This window comes from Thalassotalea crassostreae (assembly GCF_001831495.1).
Lineage (GTDB): Bacteria > Pseudomonadota > Gammaproteobacteria > Enterobacterales > Alteromonadaceae > Thalassotalea_A > Thalassotalea_A crassostreae.
Window position 1 is genome coordinate 563,718 of record NZ_CP017689.1, and the last position, 24,936, is coordinate 588,653.

A 24,936-nucleotide genomic window follows, 5' to 3' on the forward strand; every position below is an offset into this window, starting at 1 on the left:
TATTTTATCGGTTTAAATTAAGCTCTTTCTTTGATTCGAAGGCGGGATTCCTAATGCTTCTCTATATTTAGCAATAGTTCGCCTTGCAACGTTAATTCCCTGCTCGGACAATAATAGAGCTATCTTACTGTCGCTTAATGGTTTGCTTGGTTTTTCAGCTTCAACCAATTTTCCAATTAACGCTCTAATCGCTGTAGAAGAACATTCTCCGCCGCTTTCAGTGCTTACGTGACTAGAGAAAAAGTATTTCAACTCAAAAATACCTCTAGGTGTATGCATATACTTATTTGTCGTTACTCGTGAGATTGTAGATTCATGCATTTCAACAGCTTCTGCAATATCATTTAACACCATTGGACGCATCGCTTCTGGTCCATGCTCAAAAAAAGCTTGCTGCATTTGTACGATACAGTTTGATACTTTCAATAAGGTTTCATTTCTACTTAATAGTGACTTGATAAACCACTTAGCTTCTTGCAAGTGGGTACGAATAAATTGGCCATCACTCTCTGAGGTTTTGCTTTTAGTCAGTGCTGCGTATTGTTGATTAATGCCTAATTTTGGCGCTGTGTCTGGGTTTAATTCTACTGTCCACCGGCCATTTTTCTTAAATACGCTGACGTCAGGAATGACATATTGTTCGTCACTTTTGGCTATCGCATCACCTGGTCTTGGGTTTAACGTATGAATTAATCGCATGACCTCTTTAAGCTCATCTTCTTTAAGCTTAGTTTTGCGCATAATGGTTCTAAAATCGCGATTACCGAGTAAATCAATATGATTTTCAATAACGTTCTTTGCGTCGTCTAAATGTGGCGTGTCTTTATCAAACTGTGATAATTGAATGAGTAAACAATCTGCAATTGATTGCGCGCCAACGCCAATAGGATCGAATAAATGAATACGTTTTAATACTGCTTCAACTTCATCTAATTCTACTTCTTCATCGCCGAGACTTTCTAACACGTCTTCGACAGTGATTGTTAAATAGCCGCTGTCATCGATAGCGTCGATAATGGTAGTCGCAATTGTCTTATCAGTGTCGGTAAATGGGGTTAACTCCATTTGCCAGTATAGGTGGTCTTGAATGGAATCTGAGGTTTCGCCTTGATAGACGTAATCATCATCGGAACTGGCTGCTATACCAGTGTTAGATGTACCCGCACTAAAGCTTTCTTCCCAGGTACTGTCGACCGATAAGTCTTCTGGGATTTCGGTTTTATTTAAGGCTTCTGTTGTCGAAATTTCATCTCTGCTAGGTGCTGCATCTTCAGTGCCATCAAGGCTAGCTTCTGCGGAAGATATTTGTTCAATGGACTCATTACCTGATTCACTATCTGATTCATTCGAACCAGTTTCATCAACTTCTAAAAGTGGGTTCGAATCAAGAGCTTCTTGGATTTCTTGTTGCAGGTCGAGAGTAGACAATTGCAGCAATTTGATTGCTTGCTGCAATTGCGGTGTCATGGTTAAATGTTGCCCCATTCGGAGCTGAAGACTAGGTCTCATTGTCGAAAAACAATTCCAAAAAATATTTATGCAAATTAATTTAAATATTGACTCTATTGTCAAAAATTAAATTTAATGCGTGAAAAGTAATGCTGTAATAATTATAAAAGAGAGCATTACTTAATTAAAATTACTTTGATATCTTAAATATCACTTTACTAACTATAGCGTGAATTTTTCACCTAGGTATACATCTCGAACATGTTGGTTACTAAGCACCTGTTCAGCATTGCCTTCCGCGATTAATTCTCCATGGCTTACAATGTACGCATGCTCACAGACATCAAGAGTTTCCCTAACGTTGTGATCAGTAATAAGTACGCCAATCCCCCTCGCTTTGAGGTGTAAAATTATTTTTTTTATATCGCCAACCGATATAGGATCAACACCTGCGAAAGGTTCGTCGAGCAATATAAATTGTGGATCGGCCGCTAGCGCGCGCGCGATTTCAACACGACGTCGCTCGCCGCCTGACAAACTTTGCCCTGTGTTTTCAACAATATGTCCAATATTAAACTCTTCTACCAATGACTCTAACTTTTCTTGACGGCCAACGTCATCGAGATCTTTACGGGTTTGTAATATCGCCATAATATTGTCAAATACACTTAATTTCCGAAATATCGATGCTTCTTGTGGTAGATAACCTATACCTTGACGAGCTCTTTCGTGCATAGGTTGCAGGGTTAAATCTTCACCATTTAAACTTACTTTGCCATCATCGGAAGGAACTAGGCCAACAATCATATAAAACGAGGTGGTTTTACCTGCACCATTTGGTCCTAACAGCCCTACAACTTGTCCAGCGTTCACTGTTATGCTGACATCTTTTACCACTTTTCGGCCTTTATAGGCTTTGGCTAAATTTTCTGCTTTTAAAGTTGCTGTCATCGCTTTCTTTTATCACTTAATGTATTTATTTATTTATTTATTGATTGTTTTCGATTGTGCTATCTAATTTTTCTTCGGTTTTTTTATCAACCGCTTTTTTAGCTTCCGGTTTCAATATTGTAGTAACCGCTTCAGTACTTTCAGCACTTAGTTGTTCGGTAGCAATGTTGTAGGTGATAATATCGCCTTGCACCATACTACCTTCTTGGCTGACCTTTGCATTACCTTTTATAATGATCATCTGCGAAGAAGGTGAATAGCTTATTTCATTTGCTTGTAGTTCAATCTTTTGTCCATCATCGAGTAATTGACTAAATTTTGCTGGTTTACCGCGAGCTATGTAAGTCTTGCTTTCACTGTTTGCATCATTGCTCACTTGCACTATATCGGCTTCTATATTTAAGCTTCCTTGGGTGATTTTTACATCCTCCATATAGCTAGCAATTTTGTTTTTTAAGTCGCTTGATTGTTTTTTCGCGACTATTTTAATTTCTTGTGTAAAATCAACTTCTGCAGCGTTTGCAAAAGTTGCAGTAAGCAAAGCGAATAATGAAAGTGATAATTTACGATTCATGTTTTTTATAAATTGTTTGTTCATGATTAATTAACGTCATTTTAGTTGTATTGATATCTACTTCTAAGCCGCTGCCATACATTCTAAAGTCTTTGCCTTTAATTATTATAGTTTGCTCGGTAGAGATAATGTTAGTGTTAAAGTCCATTAGTAATGACTGGCCATAAATTTCAGAGACTAAACCGTTTTCTTCAGAGGAAACAAGTTTTACATCGTCGTTTAACGAAAGCAAATGGCCTTTTGTTAATGAACCTGTTTTTGCACTTAAGGTCCATGTTGGCTTATTGTCTTTCGGAAAAATGGTATATTGAGGTTGCTCAAATAAGGTTTGATTATCTTGACTAAAATAAGTCATGTTCTCAGCATAAATTGTATGAACTAATTGACCTTGGGCGTCATACTGACTGGTACTTAATTTTTTTGCGACAAATGCTGGAGAGATTTCTTCATTCACTATTATAGGTACTGTTATTTGCGATTGCTGCCATTGCATGTAACCATAAATGGCTAACGCAATAACAAAAACTATGGTAGAGATACCATGCAATCGACTCATACACTACTACCTTTCGCGTCTAAAAGCGTTCCTTGGGCTTGCATGATAAGATCGGTTAACTCTCTTACAGCACCGCAGCCGCCATTGTTAAAAGTTTTGTAATCAGCCCCTTGTTTTACTAATGGATGAGCATCATTCACGGCAACGCCTAAAGCAACATGCTTAATGCAAGGTAAATCCGGAACATCATCACCTATATAGGCAATTTGTTCGGCATTAAGTTCTAATTGAGTTGCAATTTTTTTCAATGAAGGCAACTTATCCTCTTGTCCTTGTACTATATGCTTCACATTTAATGAGCGCATTCTGTTTTCAACAATATTAGACTTTCTGCCAGTTATAACGGCTACTTCGACGCCGCTGTCACCGAGTGCTTTAATGCCAAAACCATCTTTGGTATTAAAGGCTTTCAATTCTTCACCATCGTTACCTAAGTAAATTCGGCCGTCGGAGAATACGCCATCGATATCGCAGATTAGCAATTTTATGTTTTTGGCAATGCTGAGCGTTTCACTTGGAACTTGCCCATAGAGAGTATTTACCAATGTTTTCGACAAGTTATATTACTCCTGCTTTTAGAATATCATGCATATTCATTGCACCAATTGGTTGATGTTTATTGTCAACAATAATGAGTCCGTTAATGCTTTTATCTTCCATCGCCTTTAATGCCTCAGCTGCAAGCATTTCCTGCTTGGCAACAATAGGTTTTTTAGTCATAACGCTACTAATAGGATCTTGATGAATGTTCACTTGTTCATCAAGAATACGCCTTAAATCACCATCGGTAAATAAACCAGTTAAAATACTATTATTGTCGACGATAGCAGTCATACCTAACCCCTTTTTCGACATTTCAACTAAAGCGTCTTTGATTAACGCCGCTTCGTTCACAACTGGTAATCGTTCACCACTATGCATGATATCGGTCAGTCTTAATAATAGACGTTTACCCAAACTCCCACCGGGATGTGACAATGCAAAGTCATCAGCAGTAAAACCTCTGGCATTAAGTAGTGCGACGGCCAAAGCATCCCCCATAACTAATGTTGCTGTTGTGCTTGATGTTGGCGCTAATCCTAAAGGGCATGCTTCTTGCGGTACGGCGATGCAAATATGGGTATCACCTAACTGTGCTAATGTTGACTCAGTGTTGCCTGACATGGAAATTAATTTAGCCCCGATGCGTTTGATTACCGGAATTATCTGCAGTAACTCACCGGTTTCGCCAGAGTTGGAAATTGCCAATACCACATCATCTTTAGTTACCATCCCTAGGTCGCCATGACTTGCTTCGCCAGGGTGAACAAAAAATGCAGGCGTACCAGTGCTTGCAAGAGTAGCCGCAATTTTACCGCCAACGTGACCAGACTTACCCATACCTATTACGATAACTCTGCCCTGACATTCAAACATCAATTTGCAAGCATCGGTAAAACTGTCATCTATATACTTGTGTAAATTAGCAACAGCTTGTTGTTCTATATCGATAACCTTAGCGGCATTATTTTTAAATTGTTCTGCGTTTGGCATTAAAATCTCTCTTAGCCATTCTACTGACTAAATATTAGATATTGGTAGGCAATAAAGCCAATAAACAATACTGCGCCTTTCATGCGCGTAATTCTAAACTGGCCACTTCTACTAAAACATAACAAAAATAGTAAAAAGGTTGTGCCTATCATGTACGGAGCGTCTCGACTTGCGACCTCACTATCAACTGTGCCAGGTGCAATTAAAGCAGGTAGTGCAAGGACTGCAAGAATATTGAAGATATTTGAGCCAATAATATTACCCATTGCTAGGTCGTCTTCTTTTTTAATAATACTCATAACACTGGCAGCAAGCTCAGGAAGACTGGTGCCAATCGCTATGATTGTTAAACCTATGACTAAGTCGCTGATGCCGAAAGCTTTAGCTATAAAAGTTGCAGAATCTACTAAAAAGTGAGCGCTAAGAGGTAATAAAATAATGCCAAATGTTAACCAGAACATTGCCGCGGCAGTTTTTACATTCTCAGGAATGTCTTGTTCCGCTTCAAGGATCATCGGATCGTCGATTTTGTTTGATTTACGCTGTTTGAGTGAAACGAGTAATAAAATACTGATGAAGGCAACAAAACCTACCATCAAAATCACCCCTTCAATAAAGGTGAAATTTAAATCAAATAGCATATAGCTGGCAATTAACGTGATAACCAGCAAAATTGGAATTTCTCTTTTCAGCGTCATCGATGAAACAAGAAGTGGCTTGAATAAAGCGGTGATACCGAGCACTAAAGCTATGTTAGTGATATTTGAGCCAATGGCGTTACCAATTGCCGTATCAGAAGACCCTTGTAACGCGGCTGTCGCAGCGACGATCATTTCTGGAGCCGAAGAGCCCATGGCAACTATTGTTAAGCCAATAATCATCGGTGCAATACCAAAATTTCTGGCTATTGCTGCCGCGCCAAAGACAAATTTGTCGGCACTATAAACTAATGCTGCAAGGGATATTATTAATATTAAAATTTCAATGAACATTGAGAGCTCCAAAACATTAAGTTTAAATTGTCGCCGTAAATGCATTAAATTAAAAGAATTATTGAAAAATTCTTACAGTTTTTGCTGAATTCTTGCAACTTTTCTGATTTGTGAGTCATTTTTATCGCTTTTTGGTGTAAAAATATCAGTGAAATTGGCAATTCTTAGAAAACGAAATAAGCTTTTGGGTATGGCATGAAATTGTTTTGACTAAAATACGAAATGATTTCCATTAATAAATAACAATAAAGACGATACAGGGTTTATTTATGAAAACAGCATTAATTACGTTTGTTACTTCGACATTGTTGGTGAGTTCGTATGCGCAAGCTGAACAGTTTTATGGTTTTGCAGATGCATCTATTAACTACTTAGATTGGACTGATAAAGCCGAAGATCGGACTGACCCCAATATTGGCGGTCTTGGTGGGCCAAAAGAAGATTTTATTTATTTGGAAGTCGAAGGCGGCGCAGGGTTTGATTGGGGCGATGTTTATGGTTTCTTTGATTTGGAGAATGCCGAAAATAGTAGAACAGAAGGAGCAAATGATACTTCGGGTTTTCGCATTGCAATGAAAGGCTCTATAGCAGTCAATATCGGTGAATCAAATTGGAACCTTTATTCCCATTTTTATAGCTTTACCGAAGCGTCGGGAGGTTTTTTCGATCAAAACTTAGTCATTGGTGCTAGCTACGATATCTTTACTGAATCAGGTTTTTGGATTAAGCCATTTTTAGGAGTCCACATTGAAAATCAAACCTATGCTGGTTCCGGCACAAACGGTTATATGGGCGGTTGGGTGTTAGGTTATGATTTTCAATTGTTTGAACAAAAATTTACTGTCTCACAATGGCACGAAACAGAGTTTGGCCGGAAAGATCAATTTAGAAGCAATGGCGTCGGCACGTTAAGTGATACCGGTCAAAATGGCGCAGTCGCGCTTTGGTGGCATATTAGTCAATCGGTTACCACAGGTTTACAGTATCGTTACGCCGATCATAAGTTAGGAACTGCAGCCTACCACGATGCTATCATTTACACTGCTAAGTACAATTTCTAAAACGATATAAAGCAGTATAATTCGCAAGTTGTTATAACGTAGAAGTTATTTTTATAGCAACTTGGTGGGTTAGTTATGTATCGAAATACGTAGCTGCTTTATAATTCTTTCTAATTATTTTACAAAATGGTAATAACCTATTTGAACTTTTCAGAACTTAAGGGTCTTAACCATCTATACTAATACGAGTATTTGTTGTTTGTTCAATAAATAAACGAGATTTTGATTTATTGAGCAATTAATGTCACTTTTTGTGCCGTATATACAAATGCTTACTTATTTTTGGTGCAGTAACTAGCTTGCTGCGCTATTATCGAAATGATAATTAAAATTATTCTCAATATGTGGCGTTATGTCGGAAAATATAGTTGAAATTAAAAATTTAAGTTTTTACAGGGAAGAGCGCTGTATCTATGATGATATAAGCTTAACGATTCCGAAAGGAAAAGTAACAGCTATCATGGGACCTAGTGGTATAGGTAAAACCACCTTATTAAGATTAATCGGTGGACAATTAAAGCCGAGTCAAGGTGAGATCTTATTCTTAGGTGAAGACATCCCACAGTTATCTCGTGCGAAACTTTACGAACTTCGTAAAAAAATGAGCATGTTGTTTCAGTCTGGTGCGCTGTTTACCGATATGAATGTCTTTGACAATATTGCATTTCCTATGCGCGAACACAGTAAATTACCCGAAGATTTAATTGCAAAAATGGTCATGATGAAATTAGAGGCTGTTGGATTGCGCGGAGCGATGGACTTAATGCCTAGCGAATTGTCTGGTGGTATGGCAAGAAGAGCCGCTCTTGCTCGTGCTATTGCTCTTGATCCTGAGTTAATTCTTTATGATGAACCATTTGCAGGACAAGATCCGATTTCGATGGGTGTTGTGGTGCGTTTAATTAAAGATTTAAATGATGCCTTAGGACTCACTTCTGTTGTTGTCTCACACGACGTTCCAGAAGTGATGAGTATTGCCGACTATATCTATATTATTGCCGAGAAGAAAATTATAGGCGAAGGAACACCGGAGCAGATTTTGGAACAAAAATCGGATTTGGTTCAACAATTTATTAAAGGTGAAGCGGATGGTCCTGTGCCATTTCATTTCCCTGCAACTAAATTTGAAGAGCAACTGTTAGGAGGAAAATCTTAATGGTTGATAAGATACAGTTATTAGGTCGTACAACATTAAATATATTGGCAGGTTTAGGCCGGGCAATGATTATGTTACTTTCGGCTATTATACAAGTACCCAACCCCCGTAAAGGCTGGCCTTTGCTCGCCAAGCAGTTATATTCAGTTGGCGTACTTTCACTATTAATTATTATCGTATCTGGTACGTTTATCGGTATGGTAATCGCGTTACAAGGCTATACCATTCTTGAAGGCTATGGTGCTGAAGCCAGCTTAGGGCCAATGGTTGCATTATCGATTATCCGCGAATTAGGACCTGTTGTGACAGCGCTTTTATTTGCTGGTCGGGCAGGTTCCGCCTTAACTGCGGAAATTGGTTTGATGAAGGCTACTGAGCAATTAAGCTCAATGGAGATGATGGCGGTAGACCCTTTAAGGCGCGTTGTTGCTCCGCGGTTTTGGGCAGGTTTTATTGCAATGCCGCTATTAGCTGCGATATTTACAGCAGTCGGTATTCTCGGTGGGCACTTAGTTGGTGTCGATTGGTTAGGTTTAGATTCAGGTACCTATTGGTCTGTTATGCAGGCTAATGTTGATTGGAATGAAGATATTTTAAATGGCGTTATCAAGTCATTAGTATTTGCTTTCGTAGTTACTTGGATTTCGATTTACAAAGGTTATGACTGTATACCAACTTCAGAAGGTATAAGCCGGGCGACAACGAGTACAGTAGTTCAGTCATCGTTGATAGTTTTGGGCTTAGACTTCATTCTTACAGCTCTAATGTTCGCAAATTAATGTTTTTCAAATAAATTGGTGGTTTGACATGGTGTCGAAAAAAATAGAATTAATGGTTGGTCTTTTTGTAGCAATTGGTATTGCAGCAATTTTGATGTTGGCGTTAAAAGTAGCAAATGCTGGTTTACAGGGAAACGGTGAAACATATCAGTTATTTGCCAAATTTGATAATATAGGTGGCCTAAAAGAACGCTCTCCAATTAAAGTTGGTGGTGTGATAGTTGGTCGTGTTAAGGGCATTAAACTTGATGATGAAGACTACATGCCAGTAATTACAATGGAAATATACTCTCAATATGACCATTTTTCTGAAGCGACTTCAGTTTCCATACTAACCTCTGGTTTGTTAGGTGAACAATATCTGGGCCTGCAACCTGGTTTTGTTGATGAAGAGTTAGGTATTGGTATTTTACAGCCCGGTGATTATATTGAAGATACCAAGCCAGCATTAGTGTTAGAAGAACTGATTGGTCAATTTTTATTTAGCCAAGGTGACGACGAGTAAAGGTTATTGGGACGTAAATAATGATGAAGTTAATTAAAAATATAATCCTAAGTGCAGTGCTGTTTGGCAGTTTATTTTCCGCGTCTGCCAGTGCAGCAACAGAAGTTGATAAGTCAGATCCTTACAAGATGATTGAAGAAGTATCTGTTATTACTTTCAAAAGATTTGCTGATGAAGAAGCCGAGATTAAGAAAAATCCAGAAATATTAAAAGATATTGTGCGTGAAGAATTAATGCCATACATCTTTTATCAATATGCAGCAGCCAAAGTATTGGGGGTGCATTTAAAAGGTACTAAACAAAAGCCAACCTCACGAGAAGATGTGCAAGCATTTATGCTGGCTTTTCGTGAATATTTAATTACTTCATATGCACAGGTATTTACATTATATGAGCAGCAAGAAGTAATATTTGAACCACCAAGAAAAATCGATGCAAAACAGAAGATTGTTGTTGTTGGGGTCAATATTATTGACGACGATCGACCACCAATTAGTATTCAGTTTAAAGTTCGTAAAAATGCTAAGATCAAAGGCTGGCAGGCATATGATTTAGTCGCCGAAGGCATCAGCTTGTTGGATGCAAAGCAAAAAGAATTACGTAGTATTTTAGCGGAAAAAGGGGTTGCTAATGTGACCGAGATGCTAAAAGAAAAAAGTCAGCGTAAAATTGTTTTCAAAGATGGTCCAACGGATATCGACAAAAAACTGAAAGAACAAGAAGATTAAATATGACTATGGCTTCCTTTAGTATTTCTGCTGCAGAAAATAATCGCTATGTTATTAATGGAGAATTGATTCGTCAAAGCATTAATGGCAAACAAGATAAACACTTCAAAGAGCTAACTCAGCATAAAAATCAAAATCTTGATTTATCAGGAATTAATAAGATTGATACTGCAGGTTTGGCTTGGTTAATCGCCTTGTTTGAAGAAGCACAAAGAAAACAAATTGAAATTAGTTATTCACAACCACCATTGGAATTGGTTAAACTCGCCAAATTAAGTGGTATAGAGAATCTTTTACCAATTGTAAACGAATAAATATAAACGGAGTGGATCGTGGAAGTAGCCGATATTGAAAACTTGCTTAATGAAGCATTAAAGTTAGACGAGTTGCATGTAACATTTGATGGCTCGCAATGTAAGATCATCGCCGTTGCCGATATGTTTGATGAATTAAGTCGAGTTAAAAAACAACAAGTAGTCTATGCACCATTAAGTGATGCAATCAACCAAGGGACTATTCACGCCGTAACAATCAAAACATTCTCTACTGCCCAGTGGCAACGAGAGAAAATGTTTAACCTACCAACCTAAGAAAGAAGTAATATTTTGGAAGCATTTCGTATAAATAGTGGCAGTCAACTAAATGGCGACGTTACTATTAGCGGCGCAAAAAATGCCGCATTGCCTATTTTATTTGCAACGATTTTAGCGGAAACCCCGTTAACTATTAATAATGTACCTAGGCTAAATGATATTGAAACAACGAGTAAGTTGTTATCAGAACTCGGAGCTAAGGTAAACTGGTCTGCTGAAAACTCTTTAGCCATTGATGCATCAGAAATTGCTAATTGTTTGGCTCCTTATGAGCTTGTTAAAACAATGCGCGCCTCTATTTTAGTGTTGGGTCCGTTATTAGCTCGCTTTGGTCATGCGGAAGTTTCATTACCTGGTGGCTGTGCAATTGGTGCTAGACCGGTTGATCTGCATATTCAAGGCCTTAAATTAATGGGTGCTGATATCAGTGTAGAAAATGGCTATATCATTGCTAAGAATGAAGGCCGTTTGCAAGGTGCTACCATTTTCATGGACACAGTAAGTGTTACTGGTACTGCAAATATATTAATGGCTGCTACCTTAGCAGAAGGTACGACAATAATTGAGAATGCTGCGCGTGAGCCTGAAATTGTTGATTTGGCTGACTTCCTTAATTTAATGGGAGCCAAAATATCTGGTGCTGGTTCAGATACTCTAACTATTGAAGGCGTTGAGTCACTGCGTGGCGCTGATTACGCTGTAATGCCTGATAGAATCGAGACTGGTACCTTTTTAGTTGCTGCGGCGGTCACTGGTGGAAAGATTCGTTGTGTGAATACGCAACCACATGCATTAGAAGCTGTAATTGCTAAACTGCAAGAAGCTGGCGCAAATGTTGAGTGTGGTAGCGACTGGATTTCACTGGAAATGACGCAGCGTCCAAAAGCCGTTAACATTCGAACTGCTCCGCATCCTGCATTTCCCACCGATATGCAAGCACAATTTGTCACCCTAAATGCGATAGCTGAAGGCACTGCAACAACGGTTGAAACTATATTTGAAAATCGCTTCATGCATGTACCTGAATTACAACGTATGGGGGCCGACATAAGATTGGAAGGTAACACTGCTATTTCAACAGGTGTCGAACAACTAACATCAGCTCAGGTGATGGCAACTGACTTACGCGCGTCGGCAAGTCTTGTTATTGCCGGCTTAGTTGCTGAAGGTGAAACAATTGTTGATCGTATCTACCATATCGATAGAGGCTACCAACAAATAGAGAATAAGCTGCGAAAACTTGGTGCTAATATCGAACGTTACACCGTTAGTTAATTGCTGAAAAAACAACTAATCGAGCGTAAACCATTCTTGGTAGAGTTCGGTATGCCCACATAGTGTGGGCAAAAAAAACGGCCTTATCGGTCGTTTTTTTATTTTACTTAGATAATTTAAAGCTTCTTTATCTAAACTCTCTTATTACAACGCTCACTATGATTACTTTATTGTCACGTAGAACAGTGAAATCTAGAGTTTCACCTGGCGCTGTTTCAGCAACAATATCGAGCGCTTGGTTAATTGAACTAATGTTTAAATCGGCAATTTTGGTAACCACGTCATTTTTTTGTAAACCTGCACTATCGGCAGGGCTATTTGCGGTCACCGAGTCAATAATAAAGCCATTAAACATTCTACTATAAGTATTAGAGCTTACACCGAGCCAACCTCGGATAACTCGGCCATTACTGATTAAACTGCGCATTACTTTTTTAGCTAACTGATATGGGACGGCAAAGAATATACCTTGTACATTCACTTGTGGATTAGAACGCTTAAATTGAGCTGTAGTAATACCGACTAAATCGCCATTACTGTTTACTAGAGCACCACCGGAGTTACCATCATTGATAGCAGCATCCATTTGTAAAAATTCACGGTAGCTTGTGCTACTTAATCCTGTTCGGCCAGTAGCGCTAATTATACCTTGAGTTATTGTTTGTCCAAGATTTAATGGGTTACCAATGGCAAGTACAACGTCACCCACTAAAGGAGTTAAATTGTCGTCGACCGGAATCACCGGTAAATTGCTTGCTTGTACTTTCAAAACTGCTAAATCAGTATGGACATCAGTTCCTATTAATTCAGCGCTGAGTCGAGTGGAGTCACTCATTACCACTGTGATTAAATTAGCATTGCGGATCACATGGTAATTAGTAAGGATGTAGCCATTGCTATCCATAATAACACCAGAGCCTAATTTCACTCTTTGTACAGGCATGCTTTGATATTGATTTACTGTTTCCAGTGTTTCTGAATATATATTTACTACAGCAGGTGCAGCACGTGCCACAGCAAGTGAATAAGACACTGGTTTAGGCTTTTTATTTTGTCCTTTAAATAAGTCAATGGATACGCCGTTGCTACTACGTAAATCAGGAAATAGCACCAATAAGATAATGGCAATTAAGATACCAAACCCAGTAGCACGTAAAATATAGGATAGGGTAGAGTTAAGCTTCAAGATAATTCTAATTTATATTAATGATATTCTTAGATTAGCATTTTTAACCTTTTTAACAAAGATTTAGCAGCTAATTAAGCGTTAATTATAAATATCTTCTTATAATAAAAAACCAATTAATTTTGGTTTTAAGTCAAAATTGCTATAAGACAGAACCAAAAAATCTGTTTTGAGTTGCTAATGTCATTACATTCATTGTTGATGTGTTGTAAATTAATCTATCCCATTAACAATCAATTTAAACTATAGTAAATAGTTAATAAGTTTTTAATTTTTAAGAGGTTTGCAAATGACAGGTTTATTGAAAGGGGAGAGCAACTTTTCAAGCCATCTATTTGATCAGCAACAACGCTTTAATCGTAAAGTGCCATCAATGATCAAAGCGCAAAAGTTTACCGAGGATTTGTTGAATTTCTTCTTTCCATTCAAAACGGACAGCAGTTATACGCAAGCACAAATTGAATTAAATCTAGCTCAATTGCAACTAAATTTTAAGGATCTTGTTGCTCCTCTAAAGGAAGACTTGCCTGATTCAGAGCATAATATTTGTGAAGCATTTTTTGATAAATTACCTTATATATATACGGCATTAATCAAAGAAGCTGAAAATTTTATCAGCTTTGATCCTGCGGCAGATTCAGTTGAAAGCGTCATCTTGTATTATCCTGGATTTCAAGCCATTGCAGTATTTCGACTAGCCCATGAACTATTTAAATTGAATGTACCGTTTTTACCGCGAATGATGTCTGAATACGCTCATAGTACAACAGGTGTGGATATTCATCCTGGCGCAACCATAGGTAAAAACTTTTTCATCGATCACGCAACAGGCATTGTGATAGGCGAAACGACGAATATTGGCAACAATGTAAAACTCTACCAAGGGGTAACTCTTGGAGCACTTTATGTTGAAAAAGGAATGGAAGGTAAAAAACGACACCCGACATTAGAAGACAATGTCATTGTTTATTCGGGTACTACCATTTTAGGTGGAGAAACGATAGTCGGTAAAAATACCATTGTCGGTGGTAACGTTTGGCTGACAAAAAGTGTTCCTGCTAATAGCGTGGTTTATCACGAAAGTAAAACCGTGGTTAGGGACAATAAACCGAAAAATGATCCAATAGATTTTGTTATCTAAGCGCATTAGTCAATTAAATAACTTATAAAGAAATTAACAGTTTTGAGGACAACTAAATGAAATACGATAATGTTTTAGCGACAATAGGTAACACCCCTGCTGTCAAAGTAAACCGACTATTTTCAGGTCATAATAACGTATGGGTTAAATCTGAAAGATATAATCCTGGGGGCAGCATTAAAGACCGTATCGCATTGGCTATGATTAATGATGCTGAAGACCAAGGCGTTTTAAATGCTGAGTCTGTGATTATTGAACCGACATCAGGTAATACTGGTATTGGTTTAGCTATGGTTGCGGCAGTTAAAGGCTATCGATTGATTTTAGTAATGCCTGAGTCGATGAGTGTTGAGCGAAGAGCTATTATGGCCGCTTACGGAGCCGAGTTTGAATTGACACCTAAAGAGCTAGGTATGAAAGGTGCTATTGCTAAAGCTGAAGAGCTTGCAAGCGAAACGAAAAACTCTTGGATACCATCGCAATTCTCTAACCCTTCAAACCCAAACGTACATGCAAATACCACTGCTGAAGAAATCATTGCTGATTTCCCAGATGGTGTTGACTATTTAATTACTGGTGTTGGTACTGGTGGCCATCTTTCTGGTGTTGCTCGTGTGTTAAAAGCGAAATGGCCAAATATCAAAGTGTTCGCCGTTGAGCCTGAGTTATCGCCAGTGATAAGTGGTGGTGATCCTGGCCCTCATCCTCTACAAGGTATTGGCGCAGGTTTTATTCCTGAAAACCTTGATACTGGTTTACTCGATGGCGCAATTAAAGTGTCTAAAGATGACGCGTTTTTATATGCACAGCGTTCGGCTAAAGAAGAGGCAATGTTTGTTGGATTATCTTCTGGTGCTACATTAGCTGCGATTGCTAGTAAACTTGGTGAAATCGATAAAGACGCAACTGTAATTGGTTTTAACTATGATACTGGTGAGCGTTACCTATCTGTTGAAGGTTTATTTTAAACTTATTTCAACAACAGACATAGTGATTAAAAAAGGGGATGCTGTTTGCAGCATCCCCTTTTTCTTTAATATCGATTGCAATGTATTAACGGATCATAAGATACAGTTCTGTATTCCCGCGGATAACGTTCAATGCCTGTACTCCGCTTGAATCCTCAATTAGTGTTCTAAATTCTGCTAAGTTGGTAACGCGTTTTCGATTAACACCAGCAATTATGTCACCTTCTTTTAAGCCGGATTGCTCGGCAGGCGAGCCTGATGCAATATCCATGACTTTAACACCGCCATTGCTTGCTGAGCTTAACTTAGCCCCTTCTAATGCAGGATGAATATTGGCAGCTTCAATATTGGCGTCCGGAGCAGATTGCAATGTCACTTTAACAGTTTCTTCATCGCCATCTCTTAGCAGTGTCAGTTTTACTGTTTTGCCAGCTCCTATCGAGCCAATCTTTCCTCTAAGTTCATTAAAGCTTTTGATCTTTTTACCATCAACGGCAACAATAATATCCCCAGCTTTAATACCCGCTTTTTCCGCAGCTGAATCTTTAGTAACTTGTGAGACAAATCCGCCTTGATTTGTTTCAAGGTCCATTGCCTTAGAAATTTCTGCGTTTAATGAATGTCCAGTAATACCTAATACGCCGCGACGAACTTCGCCGTGTTCAATTATTTGGTTAGTTAGGTTTTTCATCATATTCGCAGGGATGGCGAAACCTATGCCAACGTTACCGCCATTGGGTCCTAAAATTGCTGTATTAATTCCGATCAATTCACCCCGTAAATTAACTAATGCACCGCCAGAATTACCACTATTGATCGCAGCGTCAGTTTGAATAAAATCTTCGAGTTGTTCGATATTCAAACCGCTACGACCTAATGCACTAACAATCCCTGATGTCACTGTTTGACCAAGTCCAAATGGGCTCCCGATAGCTACAGTGTAATCGCCAACGCGCAAAGTATCAGAGTCTGAAATTCTAATTTCGGTTAGATTGTCAGCCTTAATTTGCAATAGGGCTATATCAGATTGACTGTCAGCACCTATTTTTTTAGCTTCAAGTTGTCGACCATCTTTCAAAGTAACTAAAATTTCATCAGCTTGGTCGATAACATGATTATTGGTTACGATATAGCCTTTATCGGCATCAATAATAACACCAGAGCCAAGACCTCTAAACGGGCGCTCTTGTGCTTGTCCTCTGCGTTCGCCGAAGAAAAATTTAAACGCATCAGGCACTTGTTGGTTCACTTTTTGTGTACCAGCAACTGAAATACTGACGACTGCCGGCGTTACTTGTTCTAGCATCGGTGCCAAAGATGGCATTTCTTCGCTATAAATTTGTTGAGGAAGGGATGCATTTACATAACTAGGAAAAACGGCAAGTGTGCCAAGCAATAATGCTACAGGGGTAAGTTTTGAATATTTTTTCATTTATTAGGGACTCCAAAAATCACATTAAATACAAAGAGGCTTGCTCCTTTAATTTTAAATATGCCCTTAAATAAAATTTTCAAGGGCATATTTAATAGCAACGATGAGTTGTTGCTATTAAAGACTTAAGGTGACTTAGAAAGTTCCTAAAATTTATTGATTTTGTCTAGCTATTTGTAACAACTTGTTTCTCATCTGAAAACAAGCCACTAGGATCGCCTGAGTAGTCACGAGGTGGCTCTGTAAGCGCTGTATCTTTTGCGCTCTTAGATGCTTTTGTTTTTTGCGGATTTGCACGGATTTGAGCTTCCGTTTCCGCTGAAAAGAATGGTTGCTCGTTCGCTTCAAATTTTGCTTTGTTTAAAAGCTGTGTACTTTTATCAAGCTGTTGCATTGCGTTTGTGCAAGTATCATTCATTTGAGCGAGAAGAGTTGCTGAACTTTCTAAATGTGCCGCAACCTCATTTTGATATTGCTCTAAAGTATTTTGGCTTTCTGTCGCTTTTTGTTCTAGTCGCTGAAAGTCTTGCTCGTCAGCTGACAACTTCTTACCAAAATAGCCACCGCCAATTGCGCCGATAACTAAACCGATGAAAAGATAAAGAAATTCCATTAGTGTTTCCTTCTGAATAACATATTTTAAAATATTGGAAATAAATTTTGCTAATAATAACGTATTAGTATCTTTTACTTAAGTGAATATCGATAAAATAACTTTGATTTATGAGAAAAGATGCCAAAGACATTCTTATTCTTTTATAATAGCCCTGATTTGCACAAAACACGTAGTTTATTTTGAAGTTTTTAAAGGAAAAACCCTATATTTAGGTAATTTACGTCCATTATGATTAGATTAACCCCATTTCAGAAATATCAACAAGATCTAGAAAGTGAAGGTTTTGCCTACGATGCTGCTCAGGAAAATGCAGTTAAACATTTACAGCGTCTCTATGATGACCTGCAAAATAAACCGTTACCTGTAACTGGCTTTAAAAAAGTTCTAAAAGGCTGGGTAAAAACTTACGGTAAACAAAAGAGGCAGGCGGTAAAAGGTGTATATTTCTACGGCGGCGTCGGACGAGGCAAAACTTATTTGGTTGACACCTTTTATGATTGTTTACCTTTTGAGAATAAAATGCGCGTTCATTTTCACCGTTTCATGCATCGCGTTCATGAAGAATTGAAACTATTGCATGGTAAAGAAGACCCATTAAAAATCATTGCGAAAAAGTTTGCAGACGAAACGTGCATTATTTGCTTTGACGAATTCTTTGTATCAGATATTACTGATGCGATGTTGCTTGGAACATTATTTGAGGAATTGTTTTCCCATAACGTTACCTTAGTTGCAACATCAAATATTATTCCTGATGAGTTGTATCGCAATGGCCTGCAACGAGCACGATTTTTACCTGCGATAAAATTGATCAATGAAAATTGTGAAGTAATAAATGTTGATAGTGGTATTGATTATCGTTTGCGTACATTAGAACAAGCAGAAATTTATCATTTCCCGTTGGAAGAGAAAGCCGATGAGAACCTAAATTTATATTTTAAACAATTGTCGGTTGAAAAGGGCACTGTAGGTCAAGATATCGAGATCAACAATCGCCAATTAAATACGATTGCCGAGTCAGAAGGTGTTGTTTATTTTGAATTTCACCAAATGTGTGAAACGGCTCGTTCACAAAGTGACTATATGGAACTGAGCCGGATTTATCATACGATTTTATTAGCTAATGTTAAGCAAATGGGCAAAGATTCAGATGACAGTGCCCGCCGATTTATTGCGATGGTCGATGAGTTTTATGAACGTAACGTCAAACTTATTATTTCGGCAGAAGTTGCGATGGAAGACCTATATAGCGAAGGTGGACTCAACTTTGAATTTAAACGCTGTTTATCGCGTTTACAAGAAATGCAATCGCACGATTACCTCGCATCTGAACATTTACCTTAATAAAAAACATAAGTAGGGTCAGATCATAGTTTTTAGACCATAGTTTTTTGCAGATAATCTATGATCTGACCCTACTTATTTGTAGCTAAATTTGGTTAAAGTACGTCGTCATCCAATCATGGTGCTGGATGGGAACTTCCGAACCGTTCTGCGATCCAGAAGAAGCTCTTTCGCCCCTCATCTTCATCGATAAAATGCAATTATTTGTAAAATTACCATTTATTTGCAAAATATACTTCATTTTTACAAAGAAATTCATTATAATCCGCGGCTCCCAACGTTACTACGCTTGAAAAAGCATCAGGCTCGATACTCGAAGGGGTAATAGCGCAGCCTATTTAAACCGGTTGTTAGGAAACTAATAACTAATTTATGTAACTTTATTTAAAATGGGTTTTTTAATGAAAACTTTTACAGCTAAACCAGAAAGCGTAACTCGCGAATGGTTTTTAGTGGACGCCGAAGATAAAACTCTTGGTCGTATCGCTACTGAAATTGCTACTCGTTTACGTGGTAAGCACAAAGCAGAATACACTCCTCATGTTGATACTGGCGATTACATCGTTGTTATCAATGCTGAGAAAGTACGTGTTACTGGCAACAAAGCGAAAGGTAAAATTTACTACTCGCATACTGAATTCCCTGGCGGTCTAAAGCAAATTAGCTTCGAAAAGCTAATGGTTAAAGCTCCAGAGCGCGCAATTGAGTTTGCAGTTAAAGGCATGTTACCTAAAGGCCCTCTAGGTCGTGACATGTTCCGTAAATTAAAAGTGTATGCTGGTGCTGAGCACAAGCATGCTGCACAACAACCTAAAGTTTTGGAGCTATAAGACATGGCTGATAATCAATATTACGGTACTGGTCGTCGCAAGAGCTCTGTAGCTCGTGTGTTCATGAAAGCTGGTAACGGTGCAATCACAATTAACAATCGTGACATCGAAACATACTTCGGTCGTCCTACTGCTCGTATGGTTGTTCGTCAACCACTTGAGTTAGTTGAAATGGTTGAGAAGTTTGACCTTAACATCACTGTAGTTGGTGGTGGTATTTCTGGTCAAGCTGGCGCAATCCGTCACGGTATCACACGTGCATTAATGCAGTTCGACGAAACTTTACGTTCTAACTTACGTAAAGCTGGTTACGTTACTCGTGATGCTCGTAAAGTTGAACGTAAGAAAGTTGGTTTACACAAAGCGCGTAAACGTCCACAATTCTCAAAACGTTAATTTTACATTACGTATTCAAAAAACCGACGCTTGCGTCGGTTTTTTTTTGCTTCGTTCTTTTTGAAGTAATCGAAAAAACAGCTGCTTTACTTATCGTTCACATCAATTTATCCATTGATCAATTAATCTTTGAAATAAGCGTATTTGTAGTGTGGTTTTATCTTGTAAAAAATCCCTTATTTCATTATCATAGAGCAAAATTTTTCGTACATTTTGTCTTATTTGGTTACCTTTGGTTAAAAATTCGAGAAAGTGGCTCAAAACTATAAAAATTAACTCAGTGTCTAATAATTTTGGAGAAATGAAATGAGCAATGCGCCCGTGAACAACGGCCGTCGACGCTTCCTAACCTGGTCTACAGCAGTAGTCGGTGCAGGTGGTGTTGCTGGTGCAGCTGTGCCATTCATAGCTTCCTGGAATCCAAGTGCTAAAGCGAAAGCTGCCGGCGCTCCAGTTGAAGTCAATATCAGTAAAATAGCAACCGGTCAGCTAGTTCGTGCTGAATATCGTGGTAAACCTATTTATATCGTTCGACGTAGTAAAGAGATCCTCGAGACTCTTGATATGGTCGAAGATCAATTACGTGATCCTGCTTCTAAAGAAGAGCAGCAACCGGAATACGCAAAAAATCAACATCGCTCAATTAGTCCTGAGTTTTTAGTTGCTGAAGGTGTATGTACTCACTTAGGTTGTGCTCCGACATATAAGAAAGGAGATTTCTCCGAGCAAGTTGAAGGCGTAGATTACGGTTTCTTCTGTCCTTGTCACGGTTCAAAATTTGATATGGCTGGTCGCGTTTTTGCTGGTGTTCCTGCACCGCTTAACCTAGTAGTGCCTGAGCATTCATTCCCTGATGAAAATACTCTGATCATCGGTATCGGCAAAGGAGACGCATAATGTTAGCTAATTTTATGGCTTGGATTGACAAGCGTTTACCTGTTACTGATGCATGGAATAAGCACGTTGCTCAGTACCCAGCTCCAAAAAACTTTAACTTCTGGTACTTCTTTGGTTCATTAGCGATGTTAGTGCTTGTAAACCAAATCGTAACTGGTATCTGGTTAACAATGAACTACGAACCATCTGGCGATGGTGCTTTTGCTTCTGTTGAGTACATCATGCGTGATGTAGACTTTGGCTGGCTATTACGTTACATGCACTCAACCGGTGCTTCAGCGTTCTTTATCGTCATCTTTATGCATATGTTCCGTGGTCTTATTTACGGTTCTTACCAGAAGCCTCGTGAATTACTATGGATTTTCGGTATGTTAATCTTTTTAGTATTAATGGCTGAAGCATTCATGGGTTACTTATTACCTTGGGGTAACATGAGTTACTGGGGCGCACAGGTAATTATATCTTTATTCGGTGCAATTCCAGTTATCGGTGATGAGCTTACCACGTGGATCCGTGGTGATTATGTAATCTCTGGTGCAACACTTAACCGTTTCTTTGCTCTACACGTAATTGCTTTACCATTGGTACTCGTTATTCTTGTGTTTTTACATATTCTTGCTCTGCATGAAGTAGGTTCAAACAACCCTGAAGGTACTGACATTAAGAAGAAGAAAGGTAGTGTTCCTGAAAGCGAGCAAAGCAAATTCAAATTCCACAAGCAATATACAGATAAGTATGACATCGTTGATGCGATACCTTTCCACCCTTATTATTCAGTTAAAGATATTATGGGTGTTGCCGGATTCTTGATTTTATTCTGTTGGGTAATGTTCTTCGCACCAGAAGGTGGTGGTTACTTCCTTGAGGCGCCAAACTTTACACCTGCCAACGGTCTTAAAACACCAGAGCATATCGTACCTGTTTGGTACTTCGGTCCGTTCTATACGATCTTACGTGTTATCCCTGATAAGTTATTAGGTATGTTAGGCATGTTTGCGGCAATCGGTATGTTGTTTGCTTTACCTTGGTTCGACCGTGGTACTGTTAAATCATTTAAGTTCCGTAGCAAAGCACACTTGTTCAACTTAATTCAATTTACTATCAGTTTCATTGTATTAGGTGTTTTAGGTACGATGCCTGCATCTGACCTTGCTAACCTAGTTGGTCGAATTGCAACACTTGGCTACTTCGGTTTCTTTATTGCGCTTTGGTTCTACTCGAAAAACGAGAATACTAAGCCAGTACCAGAAAGGGTGTCTAAATAATGAAAAAAATAATAATCGCTTTATTGACGGTAATTCCTAGCTTAGCGTTAGCTGCTGGTGGCAATGTTCCATTGGATCATGCCAACAATGATATTACCGATAAACAATCATTACGTAATGGTGCTGAAACGTTTATGAACAGCTGTTTAGGTTGTCATGAATTACAATACCAACGTTACAATCGTACCTTTGCTGACTTAGATATCGACGAAAAAGAAGGTATTGAAACGTTAATGTTTACTGGTGAGAAAGTTGGTGATCACATCACTAATACTATGCCTAAGAAAGAAGCTGCTGCTTGGTTTGGTGCTGCGCCACCAGATTTAACGCTTATTACACGTTTTAGAAGTAGCGATTGGTTATACACTTATTTACGTGCATTCTACAAAGATGAAAGTCGTCCGTTTGGCGTAAATAACGCAACTTTTAAAGATGTTGGTATGCCACACGTATTTCAACAACTACAAGGTGTGCAAGAGCTTTCTGAAGAAGCCAAAGCAATGCTTAAGTTGGAAGCTAAGGACCAACGTCCACTTTCTACAAGTGACCTTGTTTTAACTCAGCCAGGTGTTTTAACTCCTGCTGAGTATGACACTGTAGTTCGCGATTTAGTTAACTTCTTAGAGTATGTTGGTGAACCAAGTAAAGTTGATCGTCACCGTATCGGTTACTGGGTATTAGGATTCTTATTTATCTTTTTCATCCTTAGCTACTTCTTGAAGAAAGAATACTGGCGAGATGTGCACTAAGCACAATTAGTCAATGCTTTTAAAAACGCCGTGATCAATATTTGATTACGGCGTTTTTGTTTATGATGGTTTATATTTGATCTTTGAGACCCTTTTCATTGAAAAGTTAGCGACACAATAAAATTTTAGTTGCTAAGTGGTCTGACCTGTTTTGTTTTTCAACGGTTTTCGAGTATGATGTGTGCTGTAGTTTCATAACTACCCATCCGAATATTCTTAGAAAAGGAGTCACCATGGCTGTAGCCGCCAATAAGCGTTCTGTAATGACGTTGTTTTCACACGATGATGATATGTACTCGCATCAAGCTCGAATAGTATTAGCTGAGAAAGGTGTAGGCGTTGACATTCATTTAGTAGATGAACAAAACCTACCAGAAGACTTAATTGATTTAAACCCATACGGAACTGTTCCGACACTAATCGATCGCGAATTAGCATTATATGAAGCTAAGATCATTATGGAATATTTAGATGAGCGTTTTCCTCATCCTCCACTAATGCCAGTATATCCGGTTGCGCGTGGTCGCAGTCGCCTAATGATGCATCGCATCGAGAGTGATTGGTATTCACTTGCTAAAGTGATTTTAAATGGTTCTGCCGCTGAAGCTGACAGTGCTCGCGTAGAATTGCGTGAAAGCTTACTAAGCATTGCACCAGTATTAAATGAAGCGCCATACTTTATGAGCGAAGAGTTTAGCTTAGTTGATTGTTACTTAGCACCGCTATTATGGCGTTTGCCTGCATTTGGTATTGAGTTATCAGGCCAAGGAAGTAAAGAGCTTAAAACTTATATGATTCGAGTTTTCGATCGTGAATCATTCCAAGCTTCATTAACTGAAACAGAACGTGAGTTACGCTTCGGTCGTCCAGCGTAAATAAAATTTATGAGTGATGAAATGACCTCAAATAAGCCTTATATCGTTAGGGCTTTCTATGAGTGGATTGTAGATAATGAATTAACACCGTATATTGCTGTTGATGCACATTACCCAAATGTAATGGTACCCGAGCAACATATTAACGATGGTCAAATAATATTAAATATTTCCCCGGAGTCGGTAGGAGATATAGTAATGGCTGGAGAGGTGATTGAATTCAACGCGCGATTTGGTGGAAAACTGGAACATTTATATGTACCAATGGAAGCCATAGTAGCGATTTACGCAAGAGAGAATGGTGTCGGTTCTTCATTTGTTGTCGATTACCCTGAGGACATCGAAGACACAGAAACTGAACAGGTTAAACCTGAGAAAAAAGGTAAACCGAGTCTTTCTATCGTAAAATAACGCCTGGAATTTCAGCACATCACGACCAATAAAAAAGAGAGCATAGTTGCTCTCTTTTTTGTCGTTCAAATTTAATGTGCAGTTCAATTTAATCGAATACTCAAACTAGATAGCTTCAAACGCTTTGTATACCCTTGAGACGCCGTTTATGTTGCGAACTATACCAACAGCTACATCGGCTTCTTTTTTGTTTACAAGGCCCATTAAGAACACTTCAGAATCTTCCGTCACTACTTTAATTGCAGTACCATCAATTTTATCGGAAGCAATTAATTGAGCTTTCACTTTACTGGTTAGCCACGTATCGTGACTGCGTGTTCCCATACTGGTAAGCTTATTTAAACGGATTTGATTATGGAGCTTTTTGATACCTTGGATATCAGCAATCGATTTAATTACTGCTTCTTTTAATTGCGCATTAGGTGCTTGACCAACAACTAAAACAGTGCCATTAACACTAACTACTTGAACGCGAGTTTTTTCGTCTAAGTCTTTATTTTCTGCGATTAAGCTATGTGCTTTAACTTCAATAGCTTGATCGTCTAATTGCGAACCTAAGGTTCGTCTATCATGAATTGATGCTGCACCGGCACCAATACCGGCAATCACAGCAACTGCACAACCTTGTAACAGCGACACCGCGAGTAGGGAGATAACAAGTTTTTTCATAGCGC

General features: G+C 38.6%; 29 protein-coding genes. 18 read left to right on the top strand and 11 right to left on the bottom strand.

Going from position 1 to position 24,936, the window contains the following annotated elements; translation table 11 throughout:
- Positions 1–12: 12 nt before the first annotated feature.
- From LT090_RS02500 to LT090_RS02530, 7 genes are all read right to left on the bottom strand, one after another.
- Positions 13–1,509: an RNA polymerase factor sigma-54 gene (locus LT090_RS02500; protein WP_068544935.1), complete on the bottom strand. Its 1,497-nt coding sequence runs from the start codon at positions 1,507–1,509 to the stop codon at positions 13–15.
- Between the two features lie 162 nt (positions 1,510–1,671).
- The gene (lptB, locus tag LT090_RS02505; protein ID WP_068544934.1) at positions 1,672–2,400 is read right to left on the bottom strand and encodes an LPS export ABC transporter ATP-binding protein; all 729 of its coding nucleotides are present in this window, start codon (positions 2,398–2,400) and stop codon (positions 1,672–1,674) included.
- 37 nt (positions 2,401–2,437) lie between these two features.
- A complete protein-coding gene (lptA, locus tag LT090_RS02510) occupies positions 2,438–2,974 on the bottom strand; it encodes a lipopolysaccharide transport periplasmic protein LptA (protein WP_068545056.1) in 537 nt (178 codons plus the stop codon).
- Entirely contained in the window at positions 2,964–3,530 is a 567-nt protein-coding gene (lptC, locus tag LT090_RS02515; protein WP_068544933.1) for an LPS export ABC transporter periplasmic protein LptC, read from the bottom strand. The genes lptA and lptC overlap by 11 nt, the downstream gene beginning before the upstream one ends.
- Positions 3,527–4,075: a 3-deoxy-manno-octulosonate-8-phosphatase KdsC gene (kdsC, locus tag LT090_RS02520; RefSeq protein WP_068545055.1), complete on the bottom strand. Its 549-nt coding sequence runs from the start codon at positions 4,073–4,075 to the stop codon at positions 3,527–3,529. The genes lptC and kdsC overlap by 4 nt, the downstream gene beginning before the upstream one ends.
- A gap of 13 nt (positions 4,076–4,088) precedes the next feature.
- Positions 4,089–5,063: a KpsF/GutQ family sugar-phosphate isomerase gene (locus tag LT090_RS02525; RefSeq protein ID WP_068544932.1), complete on the bottom strand. Its 975-nt coding sequence runs from the start codon at positions 5,061–5,063 to the stop codon at positions 4,089–4,091.
- Positions 5,064–5,083: 20 nt separating this feature from the next.
- Positions 5,084–6,055: a calcium/sodium antiporter gene (locus LT090_RS02530; protein WP_068544931.1), complete on the bottom strand. Its 972-nt coding sequence runs from the start codon at positions 6,053–6,055 to the stop codon at positions 5,084–5,086.
- A 269-nt stretch (positions 6,056–6,324) separates the two neighbouring features.
- Between LT090_RS02530 and LT090_RS02535 the strand changes: the two genes are divergently transcribed.
- The 8 genes from LT090_RS02535 to murA all read left to right on the top strand — a co-directional run bounded on the left by LT090_RS02535 (position 6,325) and on the right by murA (position 12,152).
- On the top strand, positions 6,325–7,116 hold the full coding sequence (locus LT090_RS02535) for an outer membrane protein OmpK (protein WP_068544930.1): 792 nt from the start codon (positions 6,325–6,327) through the stop codon (positions 7,114–7,116).
- A gap of 352 nt (positions 7,117–7,468) precedes the next feature.
- Positions 7,469–8,272: a phospholipid ABC transporter ATP-binding protein MlaF gene (gene mlaF / locus LT090_RS02540; protein WP_068544929.1), complete on the top strand. Its 804-nt coding sequence runs from the start codon at positions 7,469–7,471 to the stop codon at positions 8,270–8,272.
- The gene (mlaE, locus tag LT090_RS02545; protein WP_068544928.1) at positions 8,272–9,051 is read left to right on the top strand and encodes a lipid asymmetry maintenance ABC transporter permease subunit MlaE; all 780 of its coding nucleotides are present in this window, start codon (positions 8,272–8,274) and stop codon (positions 9,049–9,051) included. The genes mlaF and mlaE overlap by 1 nt, the downstream gene beginning before the upstream one ends.
- Positions 9,052–9,079: 28 nt before the next feature.
- Positions 9,080–9,556: an outer membrane lipid asymmetry maintenance protein MlaD gene (gene mlaD, locus LT090_RS02550; protein WP_068544927.1), complete on the top strand. Its 477-nt coding sequence runs from the start codon at positions 9,080–9,082 to the stop codon at positions 9,554–9,556.
- Between the two features lie 20 nt (positions 9,557–9,576).
- The gene (locus tag LT090_RS02555) at positions 9,577–10,284 is read left to right on the top strand and encodes an ABC transporter substrate-binding protein (RefSeq protein WP_082897047.1); all 708 of its coding nucleotides are present in this window, start codon (positions 9,577–9,579) and stop codon (positions 10,282–10,284) included.
- Between the two features lie 2 nt (positions 10,285–10,286).
- The gene (locus tag LT090_RS02560; protein WP_082897046.1) at positions 10,287–10,598 is read left to right on the top strand and encodes an STAS domain-containing protein; all 312 of its coding nucleotides are present in this window, start codon (positions 10,287–10,289) and stop codon (positions 10,596–10,598) included.
- 18 nt (positions 10,599–10,616) lie between these two features.
- On the top strand, positions 10,617–10,874 hold the full coding sequence (locus tag LT090_RS02565) for a BolA family protein (RefSeq protein ID WP_068544926.1): 258 nt from the start codon (positions 10,617–10,619) through the stop codon (positions 10,872–10,874).
- 15 nt (positions 10,875–10,889) lie between these two features.
- Positions 10,890–12,152, top strand: a complete 1,263-nt coding sequence (murA, locus tag LT090_RS02570; RefSeq protein ID WP_068544925.1) for a UDP-N-acetylglucosamine 1-carboxyvinyltransferase — start codon at positions 10,890–10,892, stop codon at positions 12,150–12,152.
- A gap of 127 nt (positions 12,153–12,279) precedes the next feature.
- Here murA and LT090_RS02575 read toward each other — a convergent pair whose 3' ends face one another.
- Positions 12,280–13,338: a trypsin-like peptidase domain-containing protein gene (locus tag LT090_RS02575; RefSeq protein ID WP_068544923.1), complete on the bottom strand. Its 1,059-nt coding sequence runs from the start codon at positions 13,336–13,338 to the stop codon at positions 12,280–12,282.
- A 289-nt stretch (positions 13,339–13,627) separates the two neighbouring features.
- Between LT090_RS02575 and epsC the strand changes: the two genes are divergently transcribed.
- Positions 13,628–14,479 (top strand): serine O-acetyltransferase EpsC, encoded by an 852-nt coding sequence (gene epsC / locus LT090_RS02580; RefSeq protein ID WP_068544921.1) that lies wholly within the window; start codon positions 13,628–13,630, stop codon positions 14,477–14,479.
- A 56-nt stretch (positions 14,480–14,535) separates the two neighbouring features.
- Complete coding sequence (gene cysK, locus LT090_RS02585) at positions 14,536–15,447, top strand: cysteine synthase A (RefSeq protein WP_068544919.1); 912 nt, start codon at positions 14,536–14,538, stop codon at positions 15,445–15,447.
- Positions 15,448–15,532: 85 nt separating this feature from the next.
- Here the strand turns inward: cysK and LT090_RS02590 are convergent, their stop codons facing one another.
- Entirely contained in the window at positions 15,533–16,879 is a 1,347-nt protein-coding gene (locus LT090_RS02590; protein WP_068544917.1) for a Do family serine endopeptidase, read from the bottom strand.
- A gap of 166 nt (positions 16,880–17,045) precedes the next feature.
- Positions 17,046–17,492, bottom strand: coding sequence for a Z-ring associated ZapG family protein (locus LT090_RS02595; protein WP_068544915.1), 447 nt, complete (start codon positions 17,490–17,492; stop codon positions 17,046–17,048).
- Positions 17,493–17,723: 231 nt separating this feature from the next.
- Here LT090_RS02595 and zapE point away from each other — a divergent pair, with 231 nt between their 5' ends.
- The 8 genes from zapE (at position 17,724) to LT090_RS02635 (ending at position 24,262) form a co-directional block, all read left to right on the top strand.
- Positions 17,724–18,839: a cell division protein ZapE gene (zapE, locus tag LT090_RS02600; RefSeq protein WP_068544914.1), complete on the top strand. Its 1,116-nt coding sequence runs from the start codon at positions 17,724–17,726 to the stop codon at positions 18,837–18,839.
- A 401-nt stretch (positions 18,840–19,240) separates the two neighbouring features.
- Entirely contained in the window at positions 19,241–19,669 is a 429-nt protein-coding gene (rplM, locus tag LT090_RS02605) for a 50S ribosomal protein L13 (protein WP_068545052.1), read from the top strand.
- Positions 19,670–19,672: 3 nt separating this feature from the next.
- Positions 19,673–20,065 (top strand): 30S ribosomal protein S9, encoded by a 393-nt coding sequence (rpsI, locus tag LT090_RS02610; RefSeq protein ID WP_068544912.1) that lies wholly within the window; start codon positions 19,673–19,675, stop codon positions 20,063–20,065.
- Positions 20,066–20,371: 306 nt separating this feature from the next.
- On the top strand, positions 20,372–20,962 hold the full coding sequence (gene petA / locus LT090_RS02615; RefSeq protein WP_068544910.1) for a ubiquinol-cytochrome c reductase iron-sulfur subunit: 591 nt from the start codon (positions 20,372–20,374) through the stop codon (positions 20,960–20,962).
- Positions 20,962–22,227, top strand: a complete 1,266-nt coding sequence (locus tag LT090_RS02620) for a cytochrome b (protein ID WP_068544908.1) — start codon at positions 20,962–20,964, stop codon at positions 22,225–22,227. The genes petA and LT090_RS02620 overlap by 1 nt, the downstream gene beginning before the upstream one ends.
- Positions 22,227–22,976, top strand: coding sequence for a cytochrome c1 (locus tag LT090_RS02625; RefSeq protein ID WP_068544906.1), 750 nt, complete (start codon positions 22,227–22,229; stop codon positions 22,974–22,976). Before LT090_RS02620 ends, LT090_RS02625 begins: the two co-directional genes overlap by 1 nt.
- Positions 22,977–23,209: 233 nt before the next feature.
- Complete coding sequence (gene sspA, locus LT090_RS02630; protein ID WP_068544904.1) at positions 23,210–23,851, top strand: stringent starvation protein SspA; 642 nt, start codon at positions 23,210–23,212, stop codon at positions 23,849–23,851.
- Positions 23,852–23,872: 21 nt separating this feature from the next.
- Positions 23,873–24,262, top strand: a complete 390-nt coding sequence (locus LT090_RS02635; RefSeq protein WP_068545051.1) for a ClpXP protease specificity-enhancing factor — start codon at positions 23,873–23,875, stop codon at positions 24,260–24,262.
- Between the two features lie 105 nt (positions 24,263–24,367).
- On the opposite strand, the gene LT090_RS02640 is transcribed toward LT090_RS02635, so the two are convergent.
- Positions 24,368–24,931 carry a BON domain-containing protein gene (locus LT090_RS02640; RefSeq protein ID WP_068544902.1) on the bottom strand — a complete coding sequence of 188 codons (564 nt, stop codon included), beginning with the start codon at positions 24,929–24,931 and terminating at the stop codon, positions 24,368–24,370.
- Positions 24,932–24,936 lie beyond the last annotated feature (5 nt).

Excerpts from the sequence above, each read along its gene's own strand:
- LT090_RS02535 (WP_068544930.1), top strand. The coding sequence starts at position 6,325 with ATGAAAACAGCATTAATTACGTTTGTTACTTCGACATTGTTGGTGAGT.
- lptA (WP_068545056.1), bottom strand. The coding sequence starts at position 2,974 with ATGAATCGTAAATTATCACTTTCATTATTCGCTTTGCTTACTGCAACT.
- LT090_RS02595 (WP_068544915.1), bottom strand. The coding sequence starts at position 17,492 with ATGGAATTTCTTTATCTTTTCATCGGTTTAGTTATCGGCGCAATTGGC.
- lptC (WP_068544933.1), bottom strand. The coding sequence starts at position 3,530 with ATGAGTCGATTGCATGGTATCTCTACCATAGTTTTTGTTATTGCGTTA.
- petA (WP_068544910.1), top strand. The coding sequence starts at position 20,372 with ATGAGCAATGCGCCCGTGAACAACGGCCGTCGACGCTTCCTAACCTGG.
- LT090_RS02560 (WP_082897046.1), top strand. The coding sequence starts at position 10,287 with ATGACTATGGCTTCCTTTAGTATTTCTGCTGCAGAAAATAATCGCTAT.
- mlaE (WP_068544928.1), top strand. The coding sequence starts at position 8,272 with ATGGTTGATAAGATACAGTTATTAGGTCGTACAACATTAAATATATTG.
- LT090_RS02530 (WP_068544931.1), bottom strand. The coding sequence starts at position 6,055 with ATGTTCATTGAAATTTTAATATTAATAATATCCCTTGCAGCATTAGTT.
- lptB (WP_068544934.1), bottom strand. The coding sequence starts at position 2,400 with ATGACAGCAACTTTAAAAGCAGAAAATTTAGCCAAAGCCTATAAAGGC.
- rpsI (WP_068544912.1), top strand. The coding sequence starts at position 19,673 with ATGGCTGATAATCAATATTACGGTACTGGTCGTCGCAAGAGCTCTGTA.
- epsC (WP_068544921.1), top strand. The coding sequence starts at position 13,628 with ATGACAGGTTTATTGAAAGGGGAGAGCAACTTTTCAAGCCATCTATTT.
- LT090_RS02640 (WP_068544902.1), bottom strand. The coding sequence starts at position 24,931 with ATGAAAAAACTTGTTATCTCCCTACTCGCGGTGTCGCTGTTACAAGGT.
- cysK (WP_068544919.1), top strand. The coding sequence starts at position 14,536 with ATGAAATACGATAATGTTTTAGCGACAATAGGTAACACCCCTGCTGTC.
- LT090_RS02500 (WP_068544935.1), bottom strand. The coding sequence starts at position 1,509 with ATGAGACCTAGTCTTCAGCTCCGAATGGGGCAACATTTAACCATGACA.
- LT090_RS02635 (WP_068545051.1), top strand. The coding sequence starts at position 23,873 with ATGACCTCAAATAAGCCTTATATCGTTAGGGCTTTCTATGAGTGGATT.
- zapE (WP_068544914.1), top strand. The coding sequence starts at position 17,724 with ATGATTAGATTAACCCCATTTCAGAAATATCAACAAGATCTAGAAAGT.
- rplM (WP_068545052.1), top strand. The coding sequence starts at position 19,241 with ATGAAAACTTTTACAGCTAAACCAGAAAGCGTAACTCGCGAATGGTTT.
- LT090_RS02590 (WP_068544917.1), bottom strand. The coding sequence starts at position 16,879 with ATGAAAAAATATTCAAAACTTACCCCTGTAGCATTATTGCTTGGCACA.
- LT090_RS02625 (WP_068544906.1), top strand. The coding sequence starts at position 22,227 with ATGAAAAAAATAATAATCGCTTTATTGACGGTAATTCCTAGCTTAGCG.
- mlaD (WP_068544927.1), top strand. The coding sequence starts at position 9,080 with ATGGTGTCGAAAAAAATAGAATTAATGGTTGGTCTTTTTGTAGCAATT.
- LT090_RS02620 (WP_068544908.1), top strand. The coding sequence starts at position 20,962 with ATGTTAGCTAATTTTATGGCTTGGATTGACAAGCGTTTACCTGTTACT.
- sspA (WP_068544904.1), top strand. The coding sequence starts at position 23,210 with ATGGCTGTAGCCGCCAATAAGCGTTCTGTAATGACGTTGTTTTCACAC.
- LT090_RS02555 (WP_082897047.1), top strand. The coding sequence starts at position 9,577 with ATGATGAAGTTAATTAAAAATATAATCCTAAGTGCAGTGCTGTTTGGC.
- mlaF (WP_068544929.1), top strand. The coding sequence starts at position 7,469 with ATGTCGGAAAATATAGTTGAAATTAAAAATTTAAGTTTTTACAGGGAA.
- LT090_RS02525 (WP_068544932.1), bottom strand. The coding sequence starts at position 5,063 with ATGCCAAACGCAGAACAATTTAAAAATAATGCCGCTAAGGTTATCGAT.